Raw genomic sequence first — 19,415 nt, 5'->3', positions numbered from 1 at the left:
AGCCTTAGTCCCACGCCCAATCGCAGTGTCCCCTCACTCCCCTTCGGAATCATCTCGAAAAAAGTTGGCGGCCTCGCTCGTGCCCGGGTCTCTTAAGCGTTGAGAGACAACCGTAGAGGTGAACGGGAGGCACGGCCATCGAGTCGTTAGGGGCCGCAATCCGGCAAATCAACCGGCTGTTCGGGAGGGGGACCGTCGCGGGTTGCTCCGACGCGGAGCTCCTCGAACGTTTCGCCTCGGGGCAGGAGGCTGGGGCGATCGAGGGCCTTGTGGCTCGGCATGGGCCGATGGTCCTGAGCGTCTGCCGGGGGATCCTGAAAGATCCGAACGACGCGGAGGACGCCTTCCAGGCGACCTTCCTGATCCTGGTCAAGAAATCGAGGACGCTCCGCAACCAGAATGCCCTGGGGCCCTGGCTGTACCGGGTGGCCCATCGCGTGGCGATCCAGGCCAACGCCGCCGCCGCCCGACGGCGGGATTGCGAAAGGCGGGCGGGACAGATGGCCGAGACGCATACGACGTCGGGGCCGGGCGACCTGGGCGAACAGGTCCAGGCCCTCCACGAGGAGATCGCCCGGCTGCCCGAGAAATTCCGAAGCGTGCTCATCCTCTGCGACCTCCAGCGTATCTCCCAAGGCCAGGCCGCCGATGAGCTCCGCCTGACCGAGCGCACGCTCCAGCGACGTCTCGGCCAGGCCCGTCAACGCCTCAAGGCCCGCCTGACGCGCCGAGGGCTCGCCCCGACGGGCGCGATCCTGGGGGCGATCTTGCTCCGTGAGGCCCAGGGCGCGGTGCCTTCGGCATGGAGCGAGGCGACCGTCCGTGCGGCCCTCGCCGCGTCGGGACGCGGGGTCGCGTCGGCGGCGGCCCTGGAATTCACCCATGAGGTCCTCAGGATGCTGCTCATCCAGAAACTCGCCTACACCACAGCAATCCTCCTGTCCGCCGGCCTGATCGCCTGGGGAGCCTCGGCTGCCCTGGTCGCTGCGGGGGACGAGCCCCCGAGAACCGTGGTTGCGAAGCCCGCCGCCCCAACGCGCAGCAAGGATGAAGGAACCGCCCCCCGAACAAAGCCGGTCGCGCCGAACACCGCAGCCGAGGCCTCCGAAAAGGTGCGCATCGCCGGTCGAGTGATCGGGCCGGATGACAGGCCCGTCGCCGGCGCGAAGATCTACCGGACGCCCGCGACCGGGAACCTCCGAATGCCCTACGCGTCGCCCGAGTGCGCGACGACCGGGCCCGACGGCCGCTTCGCGTTCGTCGCGGATCGGACCATCGAGTTCGTCTTCAGGAATCTGAAGGTCCGCATGGCCGAGACCGTCGTCGCCGCGGTGGCGCCGGGGTTCGGGATCGCCTGGGTCGACGTGCCCGCGAAGGGAAAGGCCGACGACCTGACGCTCCGGCTCGTGGCCGACCAACCGGTCACCGGGCAGGTCGTCGACCTCGAAGGGAGGCCAATCGTCGGCGCCACGCTCCAGACCCTGGAGATCCGGGCGGCCGTCGGCGAGGATCTCCGCCCCTGGCTCGAGGTCCCCAAAGGCAAGGAGGTCCTCCGGCAGACGATCGATCGCCAGTATTTCCCCCGCCTGACCATCGCGATGCCCGAGAAGGTCACGACCGACGCCCTGGGCCGGTTCCGCCTCGCCGGCCTCGGACGCGACCGGTTCGTCTTCGCGCAGCTCGACGGCCCGGGGATCGCCAGCGAATATCTCGATATCCTGACGCGGCCGGGCGAGGCCTTCAAGGTGCAGGAAGTCACGTCCGGGCCTCGGTTCGTCACCGTCTGCTACGGTTCCGAATTCCGGCACGCGGCCGCGCCGACGAAGCCGGTCGTCGGGGTCGTCCGCGACAAGGACACGAAGGCGCCGCTCCCGGGTGTCGTGATCCGCAGCGATTCCATCGCCACACGCCCCTTGTTCGGCACCGAGTTCCTCGGGACCACGACCGACGCCCAGGGACGCTATCGCCTCTTGGGGATGCCCAAAGGCCAGGGCAACTCGATCCGCATCTACCCGGCGCGGGACCAACCCTACCTCATCGGTCTCGAGTTGGTCCCCGATAGCCGGGGCCTGGACCCGGTCACGCTCGACATCGAGTTGAAGCGAGGCCTGTGGATCGAGGGCAGGCTCACCGACAAGGAGTCGGGTGAACCTTTGCGAAGCGACATCAGCTACTTCGCCCAGCCCGGCAACCCGCACATCAACGAGTACGCGCTTAAGGGCAGCGTCTCCAGCAACGTCCAAACGAACGACGACGGGACGTACCGGCTTGCCGGCATGCCCGGGCCGGGATTCTTGACCGCGGGCTCGATCCCAAACTACCTCCGGTCGACGGAACGGGACGACGAACTCGGCGTGAAGGACGTTTTCTTCCCGACCGTGTTCCTCCCCCTGATGAATTACGGGGCCTTCGCCCGGATCGACCCGAGCCTGGATGCCGGGCCGTTCACCCAGAACCTGACACTCAACCCGGGCTGGTCGTTCCAGGGCATCGTCTTGGGCCCGGACGGCAAGCCCCTGGCCGGGGCCTGGGGGATCGGCCTCGACAGTTGGAACGGCGCCTGGAAGGCCCGCGAGACGTTGAAGACCCCCGAGTTCACCGTCCGCCGATTCAACCCAAACCGGCCTCGAGAAATCCTCTTCCAGCACCCGGCGACGGGGCTCGTCGGCGTCCCGAAGTTGCCCAAGGCCAAGGGCGACGCCATCACCGTCAAGTTGCAGCCCGGCGCGACCATCACGGGCCGCCTGGTCGACGAAGAAGGGCGGCCGAGGGCCGGCTTCGCGTTGCGGCTCTCGATCAAACCGAAGGCCGGCCCCAATTGGCTCCTTCGCTACTTCCCTCCCGAGCAGATCAAGACCGACCGGGACGGCAAGTTCCGTGTCGAATCCCTCCTGCCCGGCTACGAGTTCCGGCTCATCAACGACACCAACGGGATCGACGAGCTCTCCTTCGACGGCCCCCCCTCGGGCCTGTCGAAAGACCTGGGTGACGTGCGGCTGGTCCCGCCGCAATGACGAGTCTCCCTAGTGTCCCGAGTTAGAAATTCGCAAAACAACCTTGCGCGATCGCAATTTTCATCATAGACTCTTATAAAAGAGGCACGTGATGATCAAAGGCGGTCGCCCCAAAGCCCTTCTGATCCTCACCGAAGACGAGCGGCAAAAGCTCGAGAACTGGGCCTCCCGGCCCAAGAGCACACAACGCCTGGGCCTGCGGGCCGAGATCATCCTCGCCTGCGCCGAGGGTCTCGAGAATAAGGCCGTCGCCGCCCGGCTCCACGTCAACCCGGTCACCGTCGGCAAGTGGCGGCAGCGGTTGCTCCGGGACCTCGCCGATGAACCCAGGCCGGGTGCCCCTCGGACCATCACCGATGCCAAAGTCGAGGAGGTCGTCACCAAGACCCTCGAGGAGAAGCCCAAGGCCGCCGCCCACGGGAGTACCCGAGGGATGGCCGAGACGGTCGGCCTGTCCCAGAGCGCCATCGTCCGCGTCTGGCACGCATTCGGGCTCAAGCCCCACCTGAGCGAGGCCTTAAAGCTCTCGACCGACCCCTATTTCGTCGAGACGCTCCGCGACGCGGTCGGCCTGTATCTGAGCCCGCTGGAGAACGCGATCGTCTTGCCGGTCGATGAGAAGGGCCAGGTGCAGGCCCTGGACTGCACCCAGCCACTCCTGAAGATGGCCCCCGGGGAGGCCGAGCGAGGCACCCATGATTATGTCCGCAACGGCACGACCTCGCTGTTCGCGGCGTTGAACGTGGCGACCGGCCGGGTGATCGGCAAGGGTTCCGACGGCATCGTCCCCAGGAGTACTTCAAGTTCCTCAAGGAGATCGACGAGACAGAGGAGCGCGAGCCGGGGGTCGAGATCCACATCATCATGGACAATTATGGGCCCCACAAGACGGCCGCGGCGAGGCGATGGTTCGAGCGGCATCCGGAGTATCGCCTCCGCTTCACTCCGACCGGCGCCTCGTGGCTGAGCCAGATCGAACGATTCTTCCCCGAGACCACGGAGAAGCGGATCCGACGCGGGGCGTTCCGGAGCGTGGCGGCGTTGGAGAAGGCCACCATGGACTTTTTGGCCCATAGCGATGAGAATCCCTCGTCGTTCAAGTGGACCGCCTCGGCGGATCTGATCCTGGATCGGGTGAAGAGGGTATGCGAGCGGATTTCCAACTCGGGACACGAGCATGACGATCGATAGCAACAAGCGATACGCACGATTGGACAAACGATCATGAAATTAGAATACCGTCTCGTCGGGCTCATCACGCTCTCCATGCTAACTTGGGGTTGTTCCGGCAGCCGTCCGGCAGAAGACCCCGTCGTCGCGTTCGGAGTTGGCAATCAGTGCAAGGTCTATTTCAGCCGAGATGTGCTAGGGTTGGGAGCGGATTCACCTGCCTCGCCCACCGCAGACACCATTGGTGAGGTCCAAGTCTTCATGAAGGGGATCCTCGTCAAAGCTACGGGGGATTGGATCACGGTCCGGGTGGGCAAAATGGACTATTTCATTCCGCGAGATGCGATCTTGATGATCGAAATGCAATCTCCTTGAACCAGGATGTCGGCAATGGTAAAACGCTCACGATGGATTCTGGGGTGGCGGCCGAAAGGTGGCCTCGATCCGATACGGAGGATGCCAGCCTGCTTCGGCCCGAGTGCTTATCGCGGACAAGTTTTATCAAGCATGCAGCATCTCGATCGAATCTAATTCTACTGTAACCGATGGCTTTTCAACTGAGTTGAGATTCGATATCCTGTTATTCGGCAAGGAGATGGATTCCGAACCGAGACCCCCGCATGTCAATCTTGGATCACCCCGAAGCCCAAGCGCTCTTGAACGACGCGATCCTCACTCCTGAGACCGTCCTCGACTGTACCGACCGTTTGACCGGCTTTCTCCAACGTTATCTCCCGAAATTCCATCGCTCCGAACAACGCGAGAACGCGACTCTCGTCATTCGCGGTCACCTCAGTGGCCTCGAACGTAAGACCAGCGAGCCCATTGCCATCCAGGCCGGTCTGCCACGAAAGCCGATCCAGTTCTTCGTCGGCTCTGGCAAGTGGGACGACGAATCCGTGATGAGTGAATTACGTAAGCATATAACTGAATAGCTTGCCGAATCCGAAGGTGTCGTTGTCATTGATCCTAGCGCCTTCCCCAAGAAAGGGACCGAGTCCTGTGGCGTTGATCGCCAGTGGTGCGGCCGGTTGGGCAAGGTCGACAACTGCCAAATCGGTGTTTTCCTGGCTTACGCCGCCTCGAATGGCTATGCGCCCTTGGATCGGCAACTTTACCTCCCCAAGGAGTGGGCCGCGGACAAGATCCGTCGCGAGAAATGCCACGTCCCACCGGAGGTCAAGTTCCAGGAGAAGTGGCGGATTGCGCTCGATCTCTTGGATCGAAGCCTGCCCGGCTTACCCCACGGTTGGATTACCGGCGATGACGAATTGGGCCGACCCGCGGAATTTCGGGCTGCACTGCGGCCTCGGAATGAGCGTTACGTCCTGGACGTGCCCTGCAATACGACGGTGCGTGACCTCGAGCAACGCCGCCCTCTCAGTGCTCATGCCGGGCGTGGCCGTCGGCGTGAGGTCCCGTTCGTGAGGGCCGACCATTGGGCCGCGAGCCAGCCGGAATCACGTTGGGAGCGGATCACCGTACGTGACGGTGAGAAGGGACCGCTCGTGGTCGACGCGTCAATCGTGCCGGTCCGTGCCAAGCAAGAGAATCGGATCGGCGCCGAAGAGCGATTGGTCGTGATCCGGTCGGTCGGTGAGTCGCGGACCGACTACGCGTTGACCAACGCCCGTGCGGAGATCCCCCTGGCGGAGATAATCCGCGCCCAGCGGCAACGGCATCGGATCGAGGAGATGTTCGAGGTGGGCAATGGCGAGGCGGGCCTCGATCATTACGAGGCGGGTGGATGGGTTGGATGGCATCATCATATAACTTTATCATTTGTAGCGTTGTGGTTTTTGTGCCTGGAACGACGGCGAGTCGGGGGGAAAAACCGCAGCAATCACAGTGCCACAGATTCGACAGGTGTTCACAAAATTACTGATTCATCCAGCTCCGAGTGCCGAGGAAATCTCAGCGAAAATCTCGCAAGTGTTGCGGCGTAACGAAGAATCGCGGATTTACCATTGGTACGCAAAAACCGAAACTTATCCGCCACGACGCACGCAACTCAATTCCAGCTAAAAAGACATGCGATTATTGCATCGGTTACAGTAGAACTAGACGCGATGATTGCCGCCCCCGATCACTTGGGTGCACAAAACGAGGTTGCCTGGATCTGGAGCCGCGTCAGCGAGCAACCCTCCTTGATTGGCGACAGCCTCGATTGGGGGCAAGATTTGGCGCGGCTCGGCGCATGGGTTTCCCGGCACCGGGGCGGGGGGAGCACGCGGGTCTGCGTCTACGGCCCGGGAGGGGGAGATCCTTACGGTTTAAGACAGCCGGACGCTCTCTCCAGCCAAGGACCGGGGCCTCAAGCCACCTATCTCGCCGTCAGCGAAGCGATTTTGTACGCGGATCAGATCAATACGAACGATGTCAAGATCGGAGAGACCTACCCCACGCTGGACCACAACTTGGCCAAGGTTCTCCTGCGCCTTCAGCCGTGGGAACGAGTCGGCCGGACCATTCGTATCTACCGGCTGTGTGACCTAATCCCGACGGCAGCAACGTCGAGAAGGCCCGGGGTGACACACCAGGGCCAGAGGTGAGTTGGTCCGGAGGAGCTCGCTCAAAGTGTTTCTCGCACGAGCATCCGGAGCTGATACCGGCCCGGTATCTTGGTCGTATGCGCGACGTCGTCGTAAGTAATTGGATCAGCCGCCGGGCCGAGTTACGGCGGCCGCCCCTCTCGACGCCGAGCATGGCCAGGCCCTCGGCCTTCATCGCCACCTCGAAGAGCCTGACCTTGCGGGTGCGCCGGGCCATTCCGTCGGCGACGAACCCGGGGGTATTGCCGTGTAAGACGTTGTTCGCGTCCTCAGCCGCGGTGACGACGAGGAAGCCGCCGAGCTCGGGGAAGTATCCGAGCGAATCGAGCAGCGACGCCACCCTTCACGCGGGTCGCACCCGAAGGCGAACGCGGATTCAAGAGCCCCGGGGGTCGTCTGCGAGGGGCCCTCGGCCCTTACTTCAACTCGATCGTGTAGTCGGTCTTCCCCTCGGTGACCTCGACCTCGATCTTCGAGGCCGACACGCTCGCGAATTTCAAGGGGACGGACCGGCCCGCGTGGGCGATCGCAACCCGATGGGTGCCGACGACGGCACCGTCGTCCTTGGTATAGGTCGTCATCACGAACGTGCCGTCCGGCTGGATCTGGCCGCTGGCGTCCTTCCCGGCGCCGTCAGGTTCGAACGTGATCGTCCCCTTCTTCAATGGTTGCCCTTTGAACATCACTTTACCCTTGACCGGCAGGGTCGATGCACCCTGGCTCGCCGATGACGAGCTGCAACCCGCGCAGAGCGGGAGCAGGGACAGGGCGACGGTCATCGTCGCGGCGGTGCCGAATCTCATGGCGACTCCCTTTGATGCACAAACCCCGCCTTCCCCGAAGGAGGGGGAAGGCGGGATTCTTGTTGTGAAGCTTGTGCCTGGATAGAAACGGATCGATGGAGAGGTCAGGAGGGCCGATCAATACTGGTCGGCGGAGACGACTTCGCCGCCGGCGATGGTGCCGAGGGCCCGCCAGACAATCGGGCTGACCGTGTTCTTGACGTAGCGGACGCTGCCGTCGCCGAACAGGGTGTTGACCCCGCCCGGGTGGTTGCTGCTCGCCGCGAGCGACATGTAGGTCGGCCCGCCGTCATTCTCGTCGGTCGAGTCCCAATCCATGGGGACGGTCCGGCCGGCGAGGGCGCTGCCGGTGTACCGGCTGACGGCCGAGACGTTGGAGTTCGGGGTCATGGCGGTGGTGAAGCCGGAGTAGTAGACGCCGCCGTTGCACCAACGGGTGTGGCCGATCGGGCCGCCCGCCTTGATCTTGCTGCTGGCCGTGCCGCAGGAGGCGATGAGCGAGGTCAGCGCCGCGACCGAGGCCGGGCCGGGGGCCGGCACGTTCGTCGGGGTCCACGACCCGGTGATCGGATCCGAAGGCGCCGTCGGGGTGGTGATGCAGCTCCGCATCTGGGCGTGGCCGATGTAGCCTTCCGAAGCCATCAGCGAGTTGCTCAGGCCGTCGGTCACCATGGCAATGCTTCGGGAGTAGTTCGGGCCGAACATCGAGCGGTTCATCGGGCCGACCGAGTTCGACGCGCCCCAGTTGACCGACCAGACGTACCAGTCGCCGTCGCACGTGCCGTAGCTCGTCGTGGCGGCCAGGGTCTTGCCCAGCGTGGCGTCGTCGATGTGCGAGCCGGGGTCGCTCGGGCAGAACAGGAACGCGAGCGGCGTGTTCGAGACCGTCGTGTTGGGCGGGTCGCTGTAGGTCAGGCTGAAGTTGATCGCGTTGTAGAAGGCCGCCTGCTCGAGGAACGGGGCCGACCGGGCGAACGCGCTCCAGGACGACTGGAACTTCCAGGTGCCCGGGGCGCCGCTGGCGCTCGGCACGAGGATCGTCGTGGGGGAAAACACGCTGTTGGCGCTCTCGTAGTTGTGGAACGCCAGGCCGATCTGCTTCAGGTTGTTGACGCACTGGCTGCGGCGGGCGGCTTCACGCGCGGACTGGACGGCGGGGAGGAGGAGGGCGATTAATACCGCGATGATTGCGATCACGACCAGCAATTCGATCAGAGTGAAACCGTGTCGTCTCATTAAAGCCTCAACGGTGGAAAATCGGGGCACGCACCGGCCTGTCCGGAGTGTCCGGCGATTCTGGCAAGTCGAGACGGAGGTCCGTGTGAACCTTTTGCGAAAATTCTAAGAAGCGCACAGAGTTCGCGGATTCTCGGGCGTGAGACTCCGCATCCCCCTCTCCGAACGACTTCCCCGGAGGTGAAATGTCATGTCCGGCGGGCATCCCACGGACTTGCGTGGAGAGAACGCGATTCATGCCTCGCTTGACTCGGATCGAAGCGGGACCGATAATCTTTTTTAATATCCTCCCCCCTTCGATGCGATGGGGCCCTTGCATGCGCGTCCGAAGCCCGGCACAACCACGAGATGGCCGTCGCCTGGGGATCATCCTCCTGATCTTCAGCCTCGTCCATACTCCGTTGCCGGAGCCGGACTTCCACAACATCCGCCACAAGGATGCGCCTGGCGAGGTCTGCGAGCATCACGACCACCTCCTCCGCTGGCATCCCAACGCCAGCCTGGCCGATGACGTCGCGGTCCTGCACTGGCACTGGTTCCTCCCGCAGTCGGAGCGATCCAACTCGGGGGCGCCGGACGGCCCTGCCTTGCACGCGCACGTCTCGGACGATTTCGCCTCGACCCTGGATGACGGCCCCCGGATCCTCGAAGACGACTCCTCGCGCTTCAACGGCCGCCAGATCTTCCCCGCCCCCCTGTCGCCGCTCGACCTCCCCTCGGGCCGTCTGGCGATCCTCCTCGACCCCGGATTGAGCCGAGGACCGACGCCCTGCGCCACCATTGCGCCTTGCGCGTCCCTCCAGATCCAGCTCCAGCGCTGGACCTGCTGAACCGGCCACGCCCCCTCGAGCGACCGAGGCCCCCCTTCGAGCTCGCGGGTCTCACCGACTCACCGTCAAAACAGCGTGGCCGAGTTGATCCCAAGACGAACGCGCCCGACCCGTTCCCCGGCTTGCATCGCCAACGCCGGGAGGACCTCGTCGCCTTGATGTTCGGGTGCGCGGGAGGTCGATCCCCATGTCGATGGCCTTATCGAAATCGTTGCATTCGCGGTCGTTGAAAGAATACTTCCCCTGGCTCGCCCTGGGGACCTGCCTGATCCTGCTGGGGGCGAGCCTGCTGTTGCACGACCGGCTCTTCCACACCAGGTCACTCACGGCCACCAAGCCGGCGGCGGAAGTGGCGACGGCCCCCGAGCCGGCCCCTGGCTCGGCGAGGTCGATCACCCTCACCGAGGGGAAATGGAAGGCCGCGGGGATTAAGCTCGAGCCGGCGCGGAGCGACGTCCTCGCCTCCGAGGTCGGCGTGCCGGGGAAGATCGAGGCGAACCCCGACCTCCGGGTCGAGATCCGCCCTCGAGCCTCGGGGGTCGTCCGCGAGGTCCGGGTCGCGCTCGGGCAGGAGGTCAAGAAGGGGGACGTCCTGGTCGTCCTCGAGAGCCCCGACCTCGGCACCGCCCGGCTGAACCTGCGCGGGCGGCAGATCGAGCTGGCGACCGCGAGGAATGAGCGGCAATGGAAGTCGCAGGTCGCCGCGAACGTCGCCGCCCTGATCCCCGAGCTCCGCAAGGGCGTCACCGCCGCGGCGATCCAGAAGACGTATGCCGACCGGCCGCTCGGCTCCAATCGGGCGTTGCTGATCCAGGCCTACACCGATTTCGAGATCGCCGCGCACGAAGCGGAGAAGACCGGCGACCTGCGTCGCGAGCAGATCGTGGGCGAGCACCCGGCGTTCCTGGCCGCCCACACACGCGAGGGGGCCCAGGCGAAGTTCGAGGCCCAACTCGAGCAGGTCCGGTTCGACGCCGCGCACGAGCTGACCCTGGCCGAGCAGAAGCTCAAGCTCGCCGAGGCGGCCGTCGTCGACGCCGCTCAACGCCTCCGCATCCTCGGGATCCCGGTCGACGTCCCCCAGTTGCTCGCGCAGGCCTCCGAGGTCGCCGCGGACAACACCGCCTCGAAGGGCGAGGATGTCACGGCCTACCCGATCGTCGCCCCCTTCGACGGGACGATCCTCACGAAGTCGGTCGTCCCGAGCCAGAAAGCCGAGCTCAACGACATCCTCTTCACCCTCGCCGACCTCGGCACCGTCTGGGTCATGGCCAACGTCCCCGAGTCGGACTTCGCCATCCTCCCCGTCCTCAAGCGAGGGACGATCCGGCTCTCGGCCGTCGCCTATCCCGGCCGGACCTTCGAGGCGAAGCTCCTGTCCGTGGGCGCGTCGGTCGACCCCGCCTCGAGGACGGTCCCGATCATGGCGGAGGCGAAGAACCCCGACGACATCCTCAAGCTCGGCATGTTCGTCCACATCGCCCTCGATACCCCGAACACCCAGGAGGCGCTCACCGTCCCCTCGGGCGCCGTCGTCGAGATCGAAGGCAAGGACGGCCTCTTCCTCCCCGAGAGCAAAGGCGGCCACTGTTTCGCCTTCCACCCCGTCACGCTCGGCCGGCTCGCCGGCGGCCGCCGCGTCATCGACCACGGGCTCGCCAAAGGGGACCTCGTCGTCGCCTCGGGCGCGTTCTTCCTCAAGAGCGAGCTGATCCTCCAGAACGAGTCGGGGGATGACTGAGTGTCTTCCCCGAAACACGTTTCCTTCTTAGAAAACGGGTTTCTGAGAGGGGAAGGCGTCGGCGTTCCCGTGAGGGGTCGGCGACATCGACCGCGTCAGAAACCCGTTGTCTAAGAAGAAAACAGGTTTCAAATCATGCAATTATTACAACAATTTATTAGTTAGCCCCCAAGTCATCCTCCGACGCCCCGATCGCCCCCACACGATATGCTCAACGCACTCATCGAATCGGCCCTCAATAATCGCTTCATGGTCCTGATGGGGACCTTGCTCATCGCGGCGATGGGCGTCTACTCGGCGCTCAACCTGCCGATCGACGCCGTGCCCGACATGACCAACGTCCAGGTCCAGGTCATCACCGAGGCCCCCGCCCTCAGCCCGGTCGAGGTCGAGACCCTGCTCTCGTTCCCGGTCGAAGGGGCGATGAGCGGCCTTCCGAACGTCGAGCAGATCCGCTCGATCTCGAAGTTCGGGATTTCCGTGGTGACGATCGTCTTCCACGAAGGGACCGACATCTACCGCGCCCGGCAGCTCGTCGGCGAGCGGCTCCCCCGGGCGGCCGGGGCGATCCCGAACGGTTACGGGACCCCGACACTCGGGCCGATCGCGACCGCCTTGGGCGAAGTCTACCAGTTCGAGGTGAAAGCAACCCCGGAGTCGGGCATCTCGCCGATGGAGTTGCGCACCATCCTCGACTGGTTCATCGCCTATCAGTTGCGCGGGGTGCCCGGGGTGACCGAGATCAACTCGCACGGCGGCGAGTTGAAGACGTACCAGGTCGCCCTCGACCCCGACAGGCTCGGGGCTTATCGCCTTTCGATGACCGACGTCTTCAACTCGTTGCGTGCGAACAACGCGAACGCCGGCGGCGGCTACCTCGTGCACGAAGGGGAGGCACGGTACATCCGGGGCGAGAGCCAGGCGCACAACCTCGCCGACATCGCGGCGATCGTGATCGACGAGCGCGACGGCGTCCCCGTGACGATCGCCGACGTCGCCGAGGTCCGCAAGGCCCCGATGATCCGCGCCGGGCTGGTGACCCGGGACGGCCGGGGGGAGATCGTCACCGGGCTCGTGATGATGCTCATCGGGGAGAACTCCCGGAGGGTCGTCGAGCACGTCAAGGAGGAGATCGCCAAGCTCCAGAAGAGCCTCCCGCCGGGCGTCTCGATCGAGCCGCTCTACGACCGGACCCACCTGATCGACCAGACGCTGGACACGGTGATCCACAACCTCCTCGAAGGGGGCATACTGGTGATCGTGATCCTCCTGGCATTGCTCGGGAACGTCCGGGGGGGCCTGATCGTCGCGCTCGCGATCCCGCTGTCGATGCTCTTCGCGGCCAACATCATGCTCGCCTCGGGGGTCACGGCCAGCCTGATGAGCCTCGGGGCGATCGACTTCGGGCTGATCGTCGACTCGAGCGTGATCATGATCGAGAATTGCGTCCGGAGGCTCGCGCACGAGGGGGGGACCCGTCCCAAACTCGAGATCGTCCGCGACGCGGCCGTCGAGGTCCGCAAGCCGACGATGTTCGGCGAGTTGATCATCGCCATCGTTTACTTGCCGATCCTCGCGCTCCAGGGGACCGAGGGGAAGCTCTTCCGGCCGATGGCCCTGACCGTCATCTTCGCGTTGGCCGGCTCGATGGTGCTGTCGCTCACCCTGATGCCGGTCCTCGCGTCGCTCGGCCTCGGGTCGAAGCCGCAGGAGAAGGAGGTCTGGCTCGTCCGGGGGTTCAAGCGGATCTACGAGCCGTTGCTCGACGCCGTGATCCGACGTCCGTTCCTCGCGACCGCCCTGGCGATCGCCCTGCTCGCCTCGAGCGTCCCCGTCGCCCTCGGCCTCGGGGGCGAGTTCATGCCCCGCCTCAACGAAGGTGACCTCCTCATCGAGGCCGTACGGATCCCCTCCGCCTCGCTCGAGGGGGCGGTGCCGGCCTCGACCCAAATCGAGGAGATCGTGAGGACCTTCCCCGAGGTGCGGATGGTCTACTGCAAGACCGGCCGTCCCGAGATCGCCAACGACGTCATGGGGGTCCACCAGACCGACGTCTGGACCCTCCTGAAGCCGCAAGCCGAGTGGCGGCCCGGCCTGACCCGCGACGCCCTGATCGAGCAGATGGACAAGGCGTTGACCGAGAACGTCCCGGGCGTCAAATTCGGCTTCAGCCAGCCGATCGAGATGCGCGTCAACGAGCTGGTCGCCGGGGTCAAGAGCGACGTGGCCGCCCTGCTCTACGGCCCCGACCTCGACGTCCTGCGCGAGAAGGCCGGCGAGATCGAGCGCGTCCTGGGCCGGATCGACGGGGCGCAGGACCTGAAGACGCCGACCTCCGGCCGCCTGCCGATGCTCCGCGTCTCGGTCCGCCGCGACCAACTCGCCCGATACGGGATCAAGGCCGCCGATGTCCTCGAGGCCGTCTCGGCGCTCGGCGGCACGACCGTCGGCACGGTCTTCGAAGGCCAGCGCCGGCACCCGATCCAGGTCCGACTGCCCGAGGCCTGGCGGAACGACGCCGAGAAGATCCGCACGATCCGGGTCGTCGACCCAAAGGGGCGTCCCATCGCCCTGGGCGAGCTCGCGGACGTCATCGCCGAGGAAGGCCCGAGCGAGGTCGAGCGCGAGAACGTCCAGCGCCGGGCGGTCGTCGGAGTCAACGTCCGGGGCCGCGACATCGCCGGGTTCGTCACCGAAGCCCAGGCGGCCATCGCCTCCAAGGTGACGCTCCCTCCCGGCTACATTCTCCGCTGGGGGGGCCAGTTCGAGCACCTGAAGTCGGCCTCGCAACGGCTCCTGATCGTCGTCCCGATCGCCCTGGCGCTGATCTTCCTCCTCCTCTTCAGCAGCTTCGGCTCGCTCCGCCTGGCCGCGCTCATCTACCTCGCCGTGCCGACGGCGGCGACCGGCGGCGTCTTCGCCCTCGCCTGGCGCGACCTGCCGTTCTCGATCTCCGCGGGCGTCGGCTTCATCGCCCTCTTCGGCGTCGCCGTCCTCAACGGCCTCGTCTGGGTCAGCGCCGTCGAGCAGATGCGACTCGAAGGACGCGAGCCGCACGACGCCGCACGAGAGGCCGCCGTCGTCCGCCTCCGCCCGATCCTGATGACGGCCCTCGTCGCCGGCTTCGGCTTCATCCCCATGGCCACCTCCACCACCCCCGGCGCCGAGATCCAACGACCCCTGGCCACCGTCGTCATCGGCGGCCTCGTCACCTCCACCCTGCTGACGACCCTCGTCCTCCCCGCCATCTATCCCTGGTTCGCGCAGAGGTTGTCACGGGAGCCGGACTTTTGATCGGCTTCGTGGATCGGGCAACGAAACGGAACAGGGTGGGGTTTCGGTAAGAGAAAGCCTGGAAGTCCACTGAACGTTCCCCATCCTCACTACGGATAACAACCACCCGCATGCGGATCGCATCAGGACGCTCCCTGAGCGAAGGTGGTCCGTCCGGCGAGCCGAGGTTATGATCTCCTTGCCCGGCCCCGGTGCTTCGTCAAGAACCGCAGGGCCATCCTGGAGCAATACTGACGCCGACAGCATCGATCCTCCCGAGTACGAGACGTTAAGGGAGAGGGTTCATGGACGTTGCCACGGCAACCACCTTCGAAGTCTCGGAAGTCGTGCGGGCCGTCGCCCCACTGCCGGAAGTGCCCTACAAGCAGGCCGTCGAGTCCCTACTCACGATCGCCATCCCCGAGTCGGATCGCAAAAGAGTCGAGCGGATGGCGAGTCGGGGATCTTCAGTCAAACTTCCCCAGGGTCCACCCGGTCGGCCGGTCGAAGCCTGCACCCGCTACTACGGCCTGCTTGTGGGCGGCGTGAACTTCCACCCCATCATGGCCGCCGCCCACACGGCCTTCATGGACCACCGCCCTCTGCGGCTCTCACCCGACATGATCTGGCTAATGATCTGCCAGGCGGTGGCGAATCACGTTAACACCAACGCCGAGGAACTGAGGCCCCGGTTCGTCCGCCACGAGGACCAGGTCCGCATCGACGTGCGTCGGGACGATTTCGTGAAGGGCTCGCCCGAGAATCCGTGGCCGGAGGTCTTTTCCGAGTTCTCGGCCAAGGTGCGGGATCACGTCGGCCCGAAGATCGACCTGCTCACGCCCTCCTTCTCGACCACCGGGCCGGTGGAACGGATTGTTTCGGAGGTCGTGCTGCTCGACGCCATGCGATCGTATTTCCAGTACGTCCTCCACACCCGCTGCGGCATCCCGGCGATCACGCTGGAGGGAACAACTGAGGACTGGTTGGCCCTCGCCAGGCAAGCCGATGCGTTCGCCGGGTTCGGACTGGACCGATGGATTGAGACGCTAAGGCCAATCCTACGACAGTTCGTCCGGGCCTCACAGGGGGACGTGGACTCGTCGTTCTGGCGGTCGCTCTACAAGGTCAACGACCAGAGCGGTGGGCCTGTGATTACCGGATGGATCACGGCCTTTTTCCCCTACCTCAAGGATCATGAAACCGGCCAAGCTAGCCATCCGGTTGAAGGGTTCTTCGGTGGCGAGGGGAAGCGATTGGAGAGGAGGCTCTATCCTGTCGAGGATTCGGAACGTTGGGGCTTCGTCCACGGCCTATCCATGGAGAGCATTCCCGGCGGCCTTTCCAGGGCTCCATTCCGCTGGCATTACTTCCAACAGACGTTCGACATGGAGTTCCTGGGTGGCTTCGTGGGGGTGGCTCAGGACCAGGAGACGATGGCCTTGCGACCAGAGATCGGCTGGGCTGTACGTGAGGTTGCGGAGGGAACGGAGGAGGAGATAGACCTTGCCGGGAATGACCCTGGATTTCGATCCATATCGTAATCCATCGGTTGACGACAATAGACGTCGAGGAGTGGCTCGATCGCATCGACGGTCTCGGCCTTGTGCAAAAGCGTGTCGTCTATCGAAGGAAGTCCGATACTTGCCGCTTCGGGACCGGCCTTCCCCACGACGAAGAGGCGGAGCTCGGAAGTTGACCGTCGCAAGACGCCGAGGGGCGATCGATCATCCGGCATCACCGATCCTGCCAGCAAGCTCGCTCATTCCATTCCGCCGGATCAGCTCTCTGAGCGACATCCCCCGCCGATCGGAGAAGAACTCGGACGCCCGTCGCAGGTCAGCCAGGGCCGCTTCGTAATCACCGGTCACGTAATGCAATCTCGATCTCGTGATCAGGTCCGCCCCGATTTCCTGCCAGCCCTTGCCTAGCAGGGAGCCGATCGAAGTGATTCCGTTCAGGTCGATCAACAGCGTGGAGATCGAGACCGACAGCCTTTCCGCCAGTTTGTCAATTTCGGTCGAAGCCGATACATCCCAGCGGTCGGGAGTCCCGGCCACGAGTTCTTCCATGCGCTTGGAAACCTGGCATTCGTGGGGTTTGGGGCGGACCGGGCGTGGCTTTGCCTCAAGTCCCCACAGGAGATCAAACCCGAGGGCGACGTTGACGTAGAACCGGCCCGTATCGGCGAAGTTGGACTGCGAAAGCTGGAAGTCGATGACCTGGACGATCCCTCCCATGGCTCGTTGGAAACGCAGCCCAGTCTTGCGGAATCCGGCGTCCTTCAGGAGTGGGACCACGGCCCGGCCGATCGCATCGACGATAATATCCTTGGCACGAATCCCCATGGGATCTCCCCATCACTGAAACCTGGAGGCAAAACCGGGCGAGTCTGCGGGTCCGGTCAATCGGTGTCCTGGCAAGCTGGACGTGCGGTCCAAAGGAACTACTCGACTCGGAGCCGAAACTCGGCGATCGATGGATCGCTTATTTGGCGGTGGCGTCGGCCCGTGTGATTTGCGATCTGAAACCTGGTGAACAACGAACGCTTCACTCGCATGATAGACAATCCTCGTGAATTACCTTTCGCTTCCACCAACCCAGCATGAGCAAATCATGACGAGCAGGCAGTGGTGTCGTTGCGAGGACGTGGCCACGATGATCCAGGCGATGAAGGGCGTGGCCGGTGATCGCAAGGGCCGACTCTACCTCTGCGGAGGCTGTCGGGCCATCGGACACCTCTGGTTCGACGAACTCAGCCTCCGAGCGGTTGAGGTGGCCGAGCGATTCGCTGACGGCCTTGCCACTCCGGAAGAACTGCACATGGCGAATTACTCGGCAGAGGGGACGGCCTTCGGGTACGACTTCGAGCCGGGAGTCTGGCGGCGCTGGCACCCCGACGGGACCGTACCCCAGAGCGTCCGACGCCTGGTCGAGATGGGTGCGCTCACGACGGCGCAACTGAGTGAGGACAAGCCCGAGGTCGATCCTGCGGTGCGGAACCGACTGCTGGCGGCGGCCAGTCTTGCGGAGGAGGCGGCCAGTCGCAGCCCGTTCGACTACGACTGGTGGCATTGTTACATCCCCAGAGTCCCCTGGCCGGGAACCTGGATGATGCGGTGCGTCTTCGGCGACCCCTTCCTCCCGTACGTCTTCTTCAGCCCCACCTGGCTGACCCCGGAGGTCGTCGATCTCGCCCGCATGATCTACGACGACCGAGCCTTCGACCGTATGCCTCTCCTCGGCAAAGCTCTGGACGAGGCAGGCTGCCTGAACCGGGATATGATCGAGCACTGCCGCAGCACGCACCCGCACGTCCGGGGCTGCTGGGTGGTGGACCTGGCTTTGGGCTTGTGTTGACCATCCCGGACTTCGAGGACCTACGCGACGGACGATGGCATGACGCTCCGGTTCAAGATCAGGGACATCCTGCTCGTCACGGCCCTGGTGGCGTTGTTCGTGGGCCTGTTCGCCCCGGAACTCCGGGCCTGGGACCGCAGCACCTTGCTGTTCTTCGAGGTGCTCGGCTTCATCACGACCATCCTGCTCGTGAGCTTCACCCCGGTCTGGGTCATGCTCCTCGTGCTCCGCAGGCGGTCCCGCCGGGGTCTGGCGATCGATCCCGCTAAACGCGTCACCCTGATCCTCGTCGCATTCGCCTCGGGTTTCGGGATCCTCCTGGCCATCGTGTTCGCCATTAGAGTGATGACCGCACGTTAAGGCCGAGAGCCAACGCCCCTCTCGTTGTCGCATCGAGAGATGCAAAAGCGGCTCCTCGACCTGGCCCGTAGCTACCGACTCGTCCTGACCCCAATCAACCTCTCATCGACGACAAGCGTTTCCCGGTTCATTGATTCATCAGATTTATTACCGATACCGAATCGTCAACTCATGTAAGATGCTACCAAAGCCAGGATTCCAGCAAGCTCAGGATGTTGACGTCCAGCCTTCAGAAGGTAGGCCGTGGATCGCCAGTTAGGTTTGAGCCAACCAGGTCCGCTTCTCAACGGTACGCACATTGGGAACGTCACGCAACGAGATCAAGTAAGAGGCCAGGCGGGGCAGAACTTCGTCCTTCGGATCACCCATAAAGGCCGGCACATAGATAGCGTTGCCGTAGTGGCGCCGGACCTTGCAGGGTGTGTCGTCGGCTATGAGCACCCGTCGGAGGTCGTAGCCCTGCCGCTTCACCTTCTTCAGATCCTTGAGATATTCCGTGTCGTACGTCTCGGAATCGAATCGCCCGACGCACTTACTGTTTCCCCAGACGAACGCTAAAGCGAAGTCAGGAGGGAGAATCTGCCCCACAACCTCCTGGACGTAGTCGTCGCTCGCCGATGACCAGACGGCCAGGCTGAAGCAGGTCGAACAGGCGTCGAGGAACTCGGCCAGGTGGGGGCGGTGGTAGACGGCGTAGGGGCCGACGACGAAGTCGTGGTCGTGTCCGAGCGGCTGCTCCGTGGCATGGATCAGCGTCTCGTCCAGATCCAGGATCAGAAGGATCGGGTTACCCGGCCCCATGATGCATCAAGCCCCGGTCTGCGATGTCGATCCTATCGGATGATCACTACATCTACGCACAATCGGCACCTCAACGCTCGATCATCGAGGTCCGGAGATCCGTATGACACCCGTTCACGCATCCCGGTTCGGCCTGCCTAACCACGAGTTAAGGCAACCCCACCGGGCCCGCCCCGGCCCCAACCGGCCAGACCTCAGGCGGGTCGAGAAAACCCCGCAACCAAGCCACCTCTGCATCGAGGCGGCGAAGCAGCCCGAGACGATCCGTCGGGCCGGCT

At 64.4% G+C, this 19,415-nt stretch carries 13 protein-coding genes and 2 pseudogenes; 10 read left to right on the top strand and 5 right to left on the bottom strand.

All coding sequences use genetic code 11. From position 1 onward, the window contains the following. Positions 1-146: 146 nt before the first annotated feature. Positions 147-281, bottom strand: coding sequence for a hypothetical protein (locus tag ACYOEI_RS13290; protein WP_462849981.1), 135 nt, complete (start codon positions 279-281; stop codon positions 147-149). Between ACYOEI_RS13290 and ACYOEI_RS13285 the strand changes: the two genes are divergently transcribed. The 4 genes and pseudogenes from ACYOEI_RS13285 to ACYOEI_RS13270 form a co-directional block, all read left to right on the top strand. Continuing rightward, positions 270-3,014: a sigma-70 family RNA polymerase sigma factor gene (locus tag ACYOEI_RS13285; RefSeq protein WP_462849980.1), complete on the top strand. Its 2,745-nt coding sequence runs from the start codon at positions 270-272 to the stop codon at positions 3,012-3,014. The two genes, ACYOEI_RS13290 and ACYOEI_RS13285, sit on opposite strands and share 12 nt — an antisense overlap. A 91-nt stretch (positions 3,015-3,105) precedes the next feature. Further along, a pseudogene (locus ACYOEI_RS13280) lies at positions 3,106-4,205 on the top strand (IS630 family transposase). Positions 4,206-4,238: 33 nt separating this feature from the next. Further along, positions 4,239-4,559 carry a hypothetical protein gene (locus tag ACYOEI_RS13275; RefSeq protein WP_462849979.1) on the top strand — a complete coding sequence of 107 codons (321 nt, stop codon included), beginning with the start codon at positions 4,239-4,241 and terminating at the stop codon, positions 4,557-4,559. Between the two features lie 245 nt (positions 4,560-4,804). Further along, positions 4,805-6,037, top strand: a pseudogene (locus tag ACYOEI_RS13270) (IS701 family transposase); the annotation flags it as partial. 1,115 nt (positions 6,038-7,152) lie between these two features. Here the strand turns inward: ACYOEI_RS13270 and ACYOEI_RS13265 are convergent. Together ACYOEI_RS13265 and ACYOEI_RS13260 are read right to left on the bottom strand one after the other, a co-directional pair. Beyond that, positions 7,153-7,539, bottom strand: coding sequence for a hypothetical protein (locus tag ACYOEI_RS13265; RefSeq protein WP_462849978.1), 387 nt, complete (start codon positions 7,537-7,539; stop codon positions 7,153-7,155). 117 nt (positions 7,540-7,656) lie between these two features. Continuing rightward, a complete protein-coding gene (locus tag ACYOEI_RS13260; protein ID WP_462849977.1) occupies positions 7,657-8,775 on the bottom strand; it encodes a DUF1559 family PulG-like putative transporter in 1,119 nt (372 codons plus the stop codon). Positions 8,776-9,092: 317 nt separating this feature from the next. Here ACYOEI_RS13260 and ACYOEI_RS13255 point away from each other — a divergent pair, with 317 nt between their 5' ends. The 4 genes from ACYOEI_RS13255 to ACYOEI_RS13240 all read left to right on the top strand — a co-directional run bounded on the left by ACYOEI_RS13255 (position 9,093) and on the right by ACYOEI_RS13240 (position 16,160). Beyond that, the gene (locus ACYOEI_RS13255) at positions 9,093-9,605 is read left to right on the top strand and encodes a hypothetical protein (RefSeq protein WP_462849976.1); all 513 of its coding nucleotides are present in this window, start codon (positions 9,093-9,095) and stop codon (positions 9,603-9,605) included. Positions 9,606-9,792: 187 nt separating this feature from the next. Then, the gene (locus ACYOEI_RS13250) at positions 9,793-11,346 is read left to right on the top strand and encodes an efflux RND transporter periplasmic adaptor subunit (RefSeq protein WP_462849975.1); all 1,554 of its coding nucleotides are present in this window, start codon (positions 9,793-9,795) and stop codon (positions 11,344-11,346) included. Positions 11,347-11,553: 207 nt separating this feature from the next. After that, on the top strand, positions 11,554-14,640 hold the full coding sequence (locus tag ACYOEI_RS13245; protein ID WP_462849974.1) for an efflux RND transporter permease subunit: 3,087 nt from the start codon (positions 11,554-11,556) through the stop codon (positions 14,638-14,640). 284 nt (positions 14,641-14,924) lie between these two features. Beyond that, a complete protein-coding gene (locus ACYOEI_RS13240; RefSeq protein WP_462849973.1) occupies positions 14,925-16,160 on the top strand; it encodes a DUF4419 domain-containing protein in 1,236 nt (411 codons plus the stop codon). 183 nt (positions 16,161-16,343) lie between these two features. Here ACYOEI_RS13240 and ACYOEI_RS13235 read toward each other — a convergent pair whose 3' ends face one another. Beyond that, positions 16,344-16,964: a DUF4304 domain-containing protein gene (locus tag ACYOEI_RS13235; protein WP_462849972.1), complete on the bottom strand. Its 621-nt coding sequence runs from the start codon at positions 16,962-16,964 to the stop codon at positions 16,344-16,346. Between the two features lie 268 nt (positions 16,965-17,232). Between ACYOEI_RS13235 and ACYOEI_RS13230 the strand changes: the two genes are divergently transcribed. Together ACYOEI_RS13230 and ACYOEI_RS13225 are read left to right on the top strand one after the other, a co-directional pair. Continuing rightward, positions 17,233-17,976 (top strand): hypothetical protein, encoded by a 744-nt coding sequence (locus ACYOEI_RS13230; protein WP_462849971.1) that lies wholly within the window; start codon positions 17,233-17,235, stop codon positions 17,974-17,976. Between the two features lie 39 nt (positions 17,977-18,015). Next, entirely contained in the window at positions 18,016-18,336 is a 321-nt protein-coding gene (locus tag ACYOEI_RS13225) for a hypothetical protein (RefSeq protein WP_462849970.1), read from the top strand. Positions 18,337-18,591: 255 nt separating this feature from the next. On the opposite strand, the gene ACYOEI_RS13220 is transcribed toward ACYOEI_RS13225, so the two are convergent. Continuing rightward, positions 18,592-19,137 (bottom strand): NIF family HAD-type phosphatase, encoded by a 546-nt coding sequence (locus tag ACYOEI_RS13220; protein ID WP_462849969.1) that lies wholly within the window; start codon positions 19,135-19,137, stop codon positions 18,592-18,594. Positions 19,138-19,415 lie beyond the last annotated feature (278 nt).

It is taken from the genome of Singulisphaera rosea, assembly GCF_054877945.1.
The sequence above is the reverse complement of the archived record's forward strand: the minus strand, read 5'-3'. Positions and strand labels throughout refer to the sequence as shown.